General features: G+C 47.3%; 9 protein-coding genes. 8 read left to right on the forward strand and 1 reads right to left on the reverse strand.

The window, feature by feature from the left end:
- Positions 1-324: 324 nt before the first annotated feature.
- From asnB to MZO40_RS11705, 6 genes are all read left to right on the forward strand, one after another.
- A complete protein-coding gene (asnB, locus tag MZO40_RS11680; protein WP_050338999.1) occupies positions 325-2,226 on the forward strand; it encodes an asparagine synthase (glutamine-hydrolyzing) in 1,902 nt (633 codons plus the stop codon).
- Positions 2,227-2,230: 4 nt separating this feature from the next.
- The gene (gene dapG / locus MZO40_RS11685; RefSeq protein WP_050339000.1) at positions 2,231-3,433 is read left to right on the forward strand and encodes an aspartate kinase; all 1,203 of its coding nucleotides are present in this window, start codon (positions 2,231-2,233) and stop codon (positions 3,431-3,433) included.
- 399 nt (positions 3,434-3,832) lie between these two features.
- Positions 3,833-5,314 (forward strand): UDP-N-acetylmuramoyl-L-alanyl-D-glutamate--2,6-diaminopimelate ligase, encoded by a 1,482-nt coding sequence (locus MZO40_RS11690; protein WP_105961728.1) that lies wholly within the window; start codon positions 3,833-3,835, stop codon positions 5,312-5,314.
- Between the two features lie 499 nt (positions 5,315-5,813).
- A complete protein-coding gene (locus MZO40_RS11695; protein ID WP_050339002.1) occupies positions 5,814-7,211 on the forward strand; it encodes an MFS transporter in 1,398 nt (465 codons plus the stop codon).
- Positions 7,195-8,211, forward strand: coding sequence for an alpha/beta hydrolase (locus MZO40_RS11700; protein WP_105961729.1), 1,017 nt, complete (start codon positions 7,195-7,197; stop codon positions 8,209-8,211). Before MZO40_RS11695 ends, MZO40_RS11700 begins: the two co-directional genes overlap by 17 nt.
- Positions 8,212-8,396: 185 nt before the next feature.
- Positions 8,397-8,696 (forward strand): bacteriocin immunity protein, encoded by a 300-nt coding sequence (locus MZO40_RS11705; RefSeq protein ID WP_105961730.1) that lies wholly within the window; start codon positions 8,397-8,399, stop codon positions 8,694-8,696.
- Positions 8,697-8,812: 116 nt separating this feature from the next.
- Here MZO40_RS11705 and MZO40_RS11710 read toward each other — a convergent pair whose 3' ends face one another.
- Entirely contained in the window at positions 8,813-10,141 is a 1,329-nt protein-coding gene (locus MZO40_RS11710) for an enolase C-terminal domain-like protein (RefSeq protein ID WP_105961731.1), read from the reverse strand.
- Between the two features lie 147 nt (positions 10,142-10,288).
- On the opposite strand from MZO40_RS11710, the gene MZO40_RS11715 reads away from it, so the two are divergent.
- Both MZO40_RS11715 and MZO40_RS11720 read left to right on the forward strand, forming a co-directional pair.
- Positions 10,289-11,212 carry a LysR family transcriptional regulator gene (locus MZO40_RS11715; RefSeq protein ID WP_252133295.1) on the forward strand — a complete coding sequence of 308 codons (924 nt, stop codon included), beginning with the start codon at positions 10,289-10,291 and terminating at the stop codon, positions 11,210-11,212.
- Between the two features lie 125 nt (positions 11,213-11,337).
- On the forward strand, positions 11,338-12,315 hold the full coding sequence (locus tag MZO40_RS11720) for a hydroxyacid dehydrogenase (RefSeq protein ID WP_105961732.1): 978 nt from the start codon (positions 11,338-11,340) through the stop codon (positions 12,313-12,315).
- The last annotated feature ends 8 nt before the right edge of the window (positions 12,316-12,323 follow it).

The following is a 12,323-nucleotide window of genomic DNA, read 5'->3' on the forward strand; positions in this document are numbered from 1 at the left end:
ACATAATTAATGCCATCACAGCCTTTGGGGGTGTGGTGGCATTTTTAGGTTAACCGGGTCTTAATCTGGATAAACACTAAGATTTTAGTGAATGAAAGCGTTCACTGCATCGTCATCGCTTTAACTTATGAATTAAAGCAAGTATAATGGTGAAAGTGTACTTTGCGATTGTCAAGTTTTGCCGACCTTAGCATTGGTAAGAATCCGTTACAATTGGCCAGATTGCTTTACTTTCGCCATTAAAACGGGTAAATTAACAACGAATCATCTGTACACAAGTTGAAGAGAACTGTCTAAATTTTAAAGAATGAGAGATGAACAGACATGTGCGGTTTTGCTGGTTGCTTAACAGATCGGACCAAAGCGGATAACGCTGCATACGATCAAACCATCCACGAAATGACTAAAATGATTGTCCATCGGGGACCCGATGATGACGGTTATTTTGCTGACGACAACATTACCATGGGGTTTCGGCGCCTGAGTATCATTGACTTAGCCGGTGGTCACCAACCTTTATCTTATGATAATGAACGTTACTGGATGACATTTAACGGTGAAATTTATAACTACGTTGAATTACGTGAACAACTCAAACAAGAAGGCTACGAATTCAAGACGAGTTCTGACTCCGAAGTTATTCTTGCGATGTACGCCAAATATCATGCCGACGCTACCAAGTACTTACGGGGAATGTTTGCATTCGTTATCTGGGATAAGCAAGAAAAAACGTTATTTGCTGCCCGCGACCAGTTCGGTATCAAACCGTTCTACTACGCCATCAGTGGCGATGACTTCTACTATGCTTCTGAAAGTAAAGCCATCTACAAAATCTTGAAGGACAAGACGTTTGACGAGAATGCCTTGCAAGATTACATGACGTTCCAGTTCGTTCCAGAACCTGAAACTTTAACCAAAGAAATTAAAATGTTGGCTCCTGGCTGCTCGTTAACGAAGCAACTCGGTTCAGCACCTCGAATCGAACGTTACTACCACCGGGAATTCCACCCAGTCCAACGTTCTGAAGAAGATTATGCTCAAAAAATCAAGGACGCCTTGATCGACTCAGTCAAGATTCACATGCGCTCCGATGTGCCCGTCGGCTCCTTCCTCTCTGGTGGGATCGACTCGTCAATCATCGTGGCGATTGCGAAGAACTTTAACCCGCATCTCGAAACGATTTCTGTCGGTTTCGAACGTGAAGGTTATAGCGAATTAGACGTCGCCCAAGAAACGGCTGAAAAACTAGACGTGAAGAACTACAGCATGACGATCACACCAGAAGCCTTTATGAAGGCCTTCCCCCACTTTGTTTGGAGCATGGATGATCCGTTGGCTGACCCGGCCGCTGTGCCGCAGTACTTCTTAGCCAAAGAAGCGGTCAAACACGTCAAAGTTTGCTTGACCGGTGAAGGCGCGGACGAACTCTTCGGTGGTTACACGATCTATCACGAACCTGAATCATTGAAGCCATTCCGTTATACGAAACCGATCAACGGGGCCCTCAAGCAGATCGCATTGATGATGCCTGAAGGGATGCGCGGTCGTTCGTTCTTAATGCGTGGGACCACACCACTTGAAAACCGTTACGTTGGGAATGCCTTTATTTTTGGCGAACAAGAAAAACAAAAGTTCTTCAAGAATTACAATCAGAACCATCCGTTCCAATCCATCACCCAACCATTCTATGATGAATCGGTCGACTATGATCCAATCAGTCGGATGCAATTCATCGATATGCACACTTGGTTGAACGGTGACTTGTTACACAATGCGGACCGGACCACGATGGCGCACAGTTTGGAACTCCGGACCCCATTTGTGGACCGTGAAGTCTACAACCTGGCTGCGGAAATTCCTGCTGATTTGCGTATCAGTCACGGCACGACCAAGTACATCTTACGTAAAGCCGTTGAAGACATTGTGCCAGCCCACGTCCTACACCGTAAGAAGCTTGGGTTCCCAGTGCCAATTCGTTTCTGGCTCAAAGATGAAATGTATGATTGGGCTAAGCAAATTATCACCGACTCGCAGACGGACCAATACTTCAACAAAGATTACTTCTTGAAGCTCTTGGATGACCATCGTGCCGGTGTTCGCGATAACTCACGTAAACTCTGGACCGTCTTGACCTTCATGATGTGGCACAAGTTATACGTGGAATCCGACCACTTGATGGATAGTCCTGAAGCCAATGCAGTGGCCGAAAAAGTCGAGGAGTTTTAGTCCAATGGAAATTATTGTTCAAAAATTTGGTGGCACTTCCGTCAAGGATGAGGCCGCTCGTCTGCAAGCCCTCAAGCACGTTCAATACGCGGTCGACCAGGGCGATAAAGTCATCGTCGTCGTCTCCGCAATTGGCCGTAAAGGCGCGCCATACGCAACCGATTCACTCTTAGGTTTAGTCGGGGCTGAACATTCCCGCCTGACGAATCGGGAGTTGGATATGTTAGTCTCCGTTGGTGAAACGATCTCAACGGCCGTTTTCACGGAACTCGCCCGCAAACAAGGCTTGAACGTGACGGCGATGACGGGTCAAGATGCCGGCATTGTCACCAATGATGATTTTCAAAATGCCAAAATCTTGCGCGTTGATCCAAAACCAATCACCGATGCGTTTATTGACGCTGACGTGGTGGTCGTCACTGGTTTTCAAGGTGCGACTGAAGCTGGTCACATTACGACAATTGGTCGCGGGGGTTCTGATACGTCCGCAGCCATCTTAGGGGCAGCCCTCAAGGCCAAACGCGTCGACATTTTTACCGACGTCAATGGGATGATGACTGCTGATCCACGGCTCGTGACACATGCGCGGTTCATCAAGGCGATCAGCTACGAAGAACTCGCCAACATGGCTCACGAAGGCGCCAAGGTCATTCATCCGCGGGCCGTTGAAATTGCCGAACAGGCTCACGTGCCAATGCGGATTCGCTCGACGTACCAGGAACCTGATGAATTAGGTACCCTGGTCACCGATCGTACGACGACGCAAATCGAGCACTATCGGACCGTCACTGGTATTGCGCATCAGACCAATCTGACTCAATTCACAGTGCCAACTGACACGTTGAGCTCTAGTGAAATCTTTCAACTGATGGCCCAACATGGCCTCAGTGTTGATTTCATCAACATCACGACCCACCAAGTCGTCTTTAACCTGGTGAATGGTGATGCGGATGTCGCGAAAAAGCTCCTAACTGATGCCCACGTGCACTGCCAGGCGATCGCCGACTGTGCGAAAGTCTCGGTTGTCGGTGCCGGAATCACTGGGACTCCCGGTGTGACCGCCCGCATCGTCACGGCACTGGCCGCTCAGCATATTGATATTTTGCAGTCAACGGATAGTTACACCACGATTTGGGTGCTGGTCAAGCAAGCCGATTTAAAGGCTGCGATGAACGCACTCCATGATGAATTCTTAGGGATTGAATAACTAAGTTTCGAATAAACGGGCGTCGGCACAAGGATTAACGGTTAATTCTTGTGGCGACGTTTTTGTTTACCGTCAATCCGAGCTGACCTTCTGAAGTCGGCAATCTATTTCGCGAGTTTCTGTTGTGCGTTCAGTGGGGCTGTTCAGCGTTTAAGTTCATTTTCATTTACACCCGTTTGGACTTCATTCTCTGAAACCCGCTGTATAAATCGACATTTCGCGAAACTGCTGTTTGAACCCTCATTTCTGGAAACCAGCCGTCAAACCCGATTAATGTTGCGTTCAGTTATCACCAGTTACGAGTCATTCGGGTGGATTTCTGTCCTCATTTAGGGTGACAATTGCCGCATTTGCATGTATTCTAGAAACAGTAACTTTATTGAAAAGGACGCTAATACTATGCAAGCAAGTCAATTAATTAATAGTTTAAAATTTAAGCAGGTTCGCCCCGCCCTAACCACGGATTTTGACGTGACCATGCTGACACAGGATACGCGCGAAGTTCAGCCAGGTGCAATGTTCATCGCCGTTGTCGGCTACCACGTTGACGGCCACGACTTGGTCGGCCAAGCCATCGAAAAGGGGGCCAAAATCATTGTCGCCTCTAAGCCACTCGATGTCAACGTGCCCGTGATTTATGTCGAAAATACCGAACGAGCGATGGCGATTTTAGCCGACGTCTTCTACGGCGCACCTAGTCAAAAGATGCGGATGATTGGCGTGACCGGGACTAACGGGAAGACCACCGTCACCCATTTGATTGAACAGATTTATCGCGACCAACAACAAGCTACCGGCCTGATTGGAACGATGTATCGAAAGATCAAAGATGAAAAACTGCCGACTGCCAACACGACTCCCGATTCGATTACGACGCAACGAACCCTGGCCGCCATGCGCGATGCTGGCGTTGAAACGGTCGCCATGGAAGTTTCTTCAATCGCGCTCGTCCTCGGTCGGGTCTGGGGCATCGATTACGATATCGCCGTCTTCACCAATTTGACCCAGGATCATTTGGATTTCCACAAGACGATGGCGAAATACACGGAAGCCAAAGCCATGTTATTCGCCCAACTTGGCAACAAGTACAACGCGGATGGCACCAACAAGGTCGCCGTATTAAATACCGATGACCCTGTTGGTCGGGAGTTTGAACAGTATACCGCTGCCCACGTTTTGACGTTCGGGCTCAAACCCGACGCCATGATCAACGCCCAAAACGTCGAAATCAAGAGCCACGGCACTGAATTCGACCTTTCCGTGTTCGGTCATGTGACCCACGTCACCATGCAGTTGATTGGCCAGTTCAACGTTTACAACATGCTGGCTGCCTTTGCCGCAGCCTATGCGAGTGGTATTCCGGAAGACCAAATCATCAAGTCACTGGAAAAGGTTACTGGTGTGAAAGGTCGTTTCCAATCCGTTCCTTCACACACCGGCGTCAGCGTGATCGTGGATTACTCCCACACGCCGGATGGTTTGCTGAATGCCCTTGAAACCATTCAAGACTTTGCGACTAAGGATATCTACTGTGTTGTCGGTTGTGGTGGTGACCGTGATAAGACCAAACGACCGAAGATGGCCAAAATTGCCGTGGAACACAGCACGAAGCCAATCTTCACTTCAGATAATCCGCGAACGGAAGACCCAACCATGATTCTCAACGACATGGTCGCAGGCGTTCCAGATGCAAACGTGCCCGTCTACGAAGACCGCCACGAAGCGATTGCCAAGGCGATTGAAGCTGCACAACCTGGCGACGTCGTTTTAATCGCTGGTAAGGGCCACGAAGATTACCAAATCATCGGTCGAACCAAGCACCACTTTGATGACAGTGAAGAAGCGGCTAAAGCCCTCGCATTGAAGCCCACGATTGACTAAAACTATGATTATTTAAAAGAGACACCATCAGAATTGTTAATGCTGATGGTGCCTCTTTTTGCGTGTCGTTCATCATCAACTGCGCGTGTTCATCCGACTTTAGGGACTGGCTGACAGCGCGGCCGGCTCCTAGTTAAGATGTGGATTGGCGTTCCCATCGCCTTCCAGCATTGTCATCAATGCCTGAAAACCAGCCCACCACTGCTGACTGACGCTAACTCATCTGCTTTAAGCGAACCTCTACTGGCTGCTTTTGTCCCGAACCCAAGCTCCCTCCCCCTAACAAACGGTCCAGAATCCGCATTGCACTCGCTTCGGTTATTGACTGGTCAAACTATCACCTTTCTTTGACAATTAACCTAATCGGGAAATATAATTGTGATGATAAAAGGGGTTAATTATCATTACAAATGTGTGTTATCATTTCAACGCACAAGCTTCTTTGTCGGTTTAGGTTTAATTTGTTTGTTGGGGTTTAAAACAGTTTGGGGGGATTATTATGTCGATTTTTCAAACTTGGAAACGGCGAATTGCATACGGTTCCACAGATATGGCCGGAAATATTATCTGGCAAATGGTCAGCACTTACTTACTATTCTACTATACGACGGTTGCGGGCATTTCCGCGGCGTTTGCGGGGACGTTGTTCTTCGTGGTTCGTTTCATTGACGCCTTCGATGCCTTGATTTATGGCTACTTGATCGACCATACGCATACTAAATATGGGCAGTCACGGCCGTACTTTGTTTGGTTCGGGATTCCATTAGGCTTACTGGCGATGTCGTTATTCATGATTCCATCGTTTGGTGGCAGTACCACGATGCGACTCGTTTACATTTCAATCACTTACACGTTCTTTAGCTTGATTTACTCAGGCGCCAACACGCCAATTACGTCGATTCTGCCAAGTTTGACGGATGACAGTGTTGAACGGACAAAACTGGCGAGTGCCCGGATGGTCATGACGACGATTGGGACCAGTGCGGTTGCGGCAATTACCTTACCAATGGTTAAAATGCTTGGTAACGGCAACCAGTCCAAAGGGTTCACCTTATGGGCCGTTATTTTAGGATTAGTGATCATGGGCCTCTTCGTCTTCGCTTTCTTCAACCTTAAGGAAACTAACGGTGCCGAGAATCCGAACAACACGGGTGAAAAGCCGGAATCACTGTCCATCTGGCAAAGTCTGAAAGGTGCCGCGCGCAACAAACCATGGCTCCTACTGGCATGCTCATTTATTTTACTACAAACTTTCTGGATGCTCCGGGGGAACTCCGCCATCTTCTTTATCAAGTATGTCTATGGCAAACCAGAACTGGCCCCCATCTTCCTCGGAATTGGGTTCGTCTCCGTTATCGGGAACCTCTCCGTGCCATTTCTTTCACAACACTTTAAGAACCGCAACGTTTTGCAGTTCTCGCTGATTTTGGGCGTAGTCGGGCAACTCTTTTTACCGGTTGCCGAAAAGATGCAGAGTGTCAGCTTGCTGATTGCCGGCTCCGTTATCTTCTTGATCGCGATGGGGATCACCTTTACGATCGTCTTCGCGATGCTGTCCGATACGGTTGACTACTCGACGAAGGTGCTAGGCTTAAATGAAACCGGATTCTTGTCTGCCGTACCAATGATTGGGGCCAAACTCGGGATGGGTATCGGTGGCTTCCTCGCCGGTCAATTCCTGGCATGGGGCCAATTCAACGCCAAAGCAGCCGTTCAATCTGGCCGCACGATCACTTTTATCAACCTGGCCTTCATTTGGATGCCAATCATCTTACTAGCCGCCATGATCTTCATGATGCAATTCTACCGGCTGGATGAAAAGCAGCTACAAGCTAATGATGAATCCGCGACGGTGACGACTGAAAAGGAGGAAGTTGAATATGATGCCAACAATTAATTCAGTCAAAACCACGGTCAATGGCGTGACTAAAATCGTCAAACCATTCAATAATGAAGTTAGTGGCGAGCAATTCGATCCACTCGTACTCAAAACCCTGACCGCGTTTGAAAAACCAGCGATATTGGAAAACAACTTGGACGACTTGCGCACTGGGAGCTTAACACCCGCAATCGCTGATCCAGTTGGACAGGCGGTCACCGTTAAAAATCGGAGCATCACCGCGTTAAATCGGACGGTTAGCGTGGAATGGCTGACCCCACAAAATGTGTTGAGCCATCACGTGCTCGTTTATTTCCACGGTGGTGCCTTCTACGGCGGCGTCCCGGGCAATAATACCGTATTACTCAAAATGGTCGCGGCGCAAAGTCACTGCGAGGTATTAAACGTTGATTACAGTCTCGCACCCGAAGCGCCCGCACCCGCCGGAATTTTGGATGGCCTCGCTGTCTTCCAGTACTTGGAACAGCGCGATGCGGAAACGATGATCACCGTGGCTGGTGATTCGGCTGGCGCCAATGTCATCATGGCGGCGACCAATCTGAATCAGCAATTGGGCAGCAACCGAATCAATCAGCAACTGCTATTGTATCCGGTCACTGCACCCAACGCTGACCACGCTGGACCGTTATGGGACCTCGCCGCGTTTCCAATTATCGACTCACAGCGGACGATTTTAGCCAACTATCACGACCTCTTCCGGCAACTTGATAGCATCATGACGGCTTATTACGTCCCAGACAACTTCGACTCGCATTCACCATTGATTTCACCACTACGTCAAGATAACTTTACGCTCACGCCACCAACCACGATTATGGTCGGCGAATTCGACCCCTTCCGGCCGCAAGCATGGGCGTACGCGCAACGGTTGGCGGCGGCAGACACCGCGACGACCTTCATTCAATATCAAGGTTTGAACCATGCCTTTGCCCCACTCGTTGACCAATACTGGCAGAGCTGCGATGTGGCGGATGTGATGGCTAAAGCGCTCGTTTAACTTTATCAAGAGCTTTTAGCAGATTTTAATCCACATGACCAATTAAAACTAGTGACTGACAGGTACGATGCCGGCGCTAGTTTTTTTGTCACGCAATAATTTGGAACACTTATGATGTGGCCCAACTTGGCAGACGCCGAACCCGCAGTACTGTGCTATACTGCTTGCAGGGGGAGGCGTCAGACATGAACAACCATGAAAAGGCACAACGGCTGATGGCGCAAATTGACACAGCCTACAATGATTCTGAAGTAAAACAAGATGAACAGGTGCGCGCGGAACTGTTACGCTATGCCATCGAGCTGGATAAGAACGGCAACTATTTATTAATCGCCACCAAGGTCAACGGTATGGCTGCCCGTGTGATTCGTGAGCACATGCAACAGCCACTCGCTGCGATCAATACGCTCTACCAACAGACGGCTCGGACTTCCGAATATTATTGGGGTGTCGCCGCTGCTAGTATCCTTAGTGGCTTGTGGTAAGTTGCGTCATCCGTTACGGTATTAATTTATTGCAGATTAAAAAGGACGTTGTCAATTGTGGCAACGTCCTTTTATGGCGCCTGTTGGATGGCGTCTAATTAAGTGGTTATTAAAAATTAGCGAACCAGTGCAGGTCGTTTGGCATCAAATTGCCAATTTGGAATCAAGTATTGCATGGCCTTCGCGTCATCACGCGCACCCAAATTGTTGTCCACATATAATTGATGAGCACGTTCAATAGCATCCATATCCACTTCAACGCCCAAGCCTTCGTTGGTCCGTGGTACCGTCAATTGACCATTCTTAATTTCGTATGGGTGCTTCGTCAGATTCTGACCATCTTGCCAAATCCAGTGCGTATCGACATCATAAACATTGCCTGGCGCTGCCGCTGCAGCATTTGCAACCATTGCCAATGAAATATCAAAATGATTATTGGAATGAACACCCCAGTTTAAGTTAAATTCATGGCAAAGCTGTGCCACTCGAACCGCACCTTCCATCGTCCAGAAATGTGGGTCAGCCAATGGAATTGAGACTGCATTTAGCGCAATCGCATGTGACATTTGCCGCCAATCAGTATCGACCATATTTGTGGCAGTCGGCATGTGTGTAATCCGCTGAAATTCGGATAAAATTTCACGTCCAGAGAAGCCATTTTCACCACCGCAAGGATCTTCAATGTAATGTAGCACACCCTTGAGCTCATCCGCGTAGTGTAGTGCTTCTTTAAGCGACCAAGCACCATTCGGATCCAAGTCTAGCTTGGCATCCGGAAAAGCTTCATGCAAGGCTTTGATGGCAGCAACTTCAGTCTCACCATCAAAAACGCCACCCTTGAGTTTAAACGTCTTGAAACCATACTTATTGTAGGCTGCTTGGGCGAGCTTAACCAGGGCATCCGCATCCATCACAGGTTTACGGCGCAGTTTGCCCCACTCACTCGTCTCATCATCATCTTGCAAGTATGGGAGATCCGTCTTGCTGCTGTCCCCGACCCAGAAGAGGTAACCGAGAACCCCAACTTTTTCACGTTGTTGACCATCACCTAATAACGCCGCAACGGGAACATGGAAATGCTTACCTAACAAGTCCAAAAAAGCGGTTTCAATTGCAGTTAAAGCATGGACCATAATTCGTTGATCAAATGTCTGATTGCCACGGCCACCTTGGTCTAGGTATGAAAACTTGCTCCGAATCTTTTGTAACGCAGCCTTATAATTACCAATCGATTCGTTGATAACTAGGTCTTTGGACGCGTTCAACGTCTCCGTGATTTTCTCACCACCAGGGACTTCACCGACCCCCACCTGACCATTGTCCGCCTTCAAAATGACAATATTTCTCGTAAAGAACGCACCATGTGCACCACTTAAGTTTAATAACATGCTATCATAACCAGCAACTGGGTAAACTAACATGTCGACGATTTTTGGAATACTCATTTTTAACGACCTCTTTTTGTGATTTTTGTAACAATGCTTGATTGACTTTATTATATGGTCCGGTCAATAATTAGAACAGTACCAAATTGTTCGCTTGCTGAACCAAACGTTCACTTGCCACTAATACCGTCTGAGGAGGAACACTTAATGGAAATTAACCGTTTAAAAACATTCTTAGTGATTGCCAAAAATGGTAGTTTTAAATCAGCTGCCGAGTTACTATTCTTATCCCCACGAGCCGTTTCAAAGCAAATGGATCAGCTGGAAAATGAACTAGGTGTCAAGCTCTTCATTCGTCGCCATAACAACACTGACCTAACCCCAACCGGGTCCAAGTTCGTGATTGCAGCCGAAGATATTGTTAACACCTACAATGATGAACTAATTCGCATCCAAACGGAACAACAAACAAAAGAAAAACGACTCAGAATCGGCTTTTCTTCTTCCAACCAAGAAATCACCGTTCAAAAAATGCTCATTCCACTACTTAAAACGGATACCGACATCAAACTAGAATTCCGCCAAGAAAGTGGGCAACGACTGCAACAACTCGTCCATACTGGTACGTTGGACATCGCCGTATCTCCCTATTATTACATGAAAACCGATATGACTGACCCAAGTCTTTCAAGAATTGATCTCGCCAAGGGGAATCTAGTCGTTGGTATCAGCGCACTTAATAAACTGGCCCATGCCAATGCCGTCAGTTTAACTGATTTACGGGGACTTGAAGTGCTGTATTATAGTCCTTACGCGTCGCACTACTTGAAAAAGATCTTCTATGAAAAGTTCGACCAAGCCTTTCCAGAACAGCAGATCAATCGTGTCTCGTCACTTGAGCTACGTGACATGTTGATTGCCGCCAATCAAGCGATTGGGTTTTACCCAAGTCCCTTCCTGGCACTGGAACAGCGTAAAAATCCGCTGATCAAATTTCTGCCAATCACTGATGACGTTAACACGGCCTATTCTTCAACGTTATTTTATAAAAAGAGTAATCAGAACATGATTCTCCAGCAATTAATTCAGCAGCTTTCCAAGGCCAACAGCACCGATTCAATTATTGCTTAGCCTCTGTTCGATGGTCGATTTAGTTCACCAGCTGTCCATTTCGGTACTGTGTTTTAGTGAAATTAATCACTAGAATATAGTTGTAAGCGATTTACTAAACTATCATCATCTGGGAGGACACGATTATGAAAAAAGTTTTGCTAAGTGAAAAAATTGACGATGCCGGAATCAATTTGTTGAAAAAGAATAATTTTGACGTTCAAGTCGCCCCAAATACCGACGCAGACTCTATGAAAGCCGCAATTAAAGACGCCTACGCAGTCATTATGCGCTCATCCAAGTTGCCAGCCGATGTGATTGCTGCCGGAAAAGAATTGAAAATCATTTCACGTAATGGGACTGGAATCAACAATGTTGATGTTGATGCGGCGACCAAACAGCACGTTTTAGTTGCCAAAGTGAATGGCGCAAATGCCTTTTCCGTGGCGGAATACGTGATGACCACCATGTTGAGCCTCAGCCGGAGAATCACTAAATCAGATACGGCGTTACGCGCTCACAAATCTGAGTTGAGTGGCACTTCACTTCCTGGATTTTCAACTGACTATGACTTGAACGGCCATGAGCTGCGCGGTAAGACACTCGCGATTTTAGGTCTAGGAAAAATTGGTCAACAGTTGGTCACCTTGGCAGAAGCTTTTGGCATGAACGTCATTGGCTATGACCCCTACATCAAGGATTCGCCAGTAAAACTTTATGACCAATTGACTGATATCTATCCCTTAGCTGACTTTTTATCCGTTAACATGCCATTGACACCAGAAACGAAAAATATGATCACAACGAAAGAATTGTCGTTGATGAAACCAACTGCTTATATTATCAATTCAGCACGTGGTGGCATTATTAACGAAGCTGACTTGGCAGATGCACTCAATCATGACCGTCTTGCCGGCGCAGCGATTGATTCATTCAATCCAGAACCACCCGCTCCTGACAACCCACTCTTTGACAGCAAAAACACAATTTTGACCAGTCACATTGCTGGAACGACCAAAGAAGCTAACGCTGCATTGGGTATCGGTGCGGCACAAGCAATCATTGATTTTTCAAATGGCAAACTTCCACAATTTCCAGTTAATCCCGACGTTTTTGACAACTAAGGTAGGTA

Source organism: Lactiplantibacillus sp. B652 (assembly GCF_023806745.1).
GTDB classification, from domain to species: domain Bacteria; phylum Bacillota; class Bacilli; order Lactobacillales; family Lactobacillaceae; genus Lactiplantibacillus; species Lactiplantibacillus pentosus.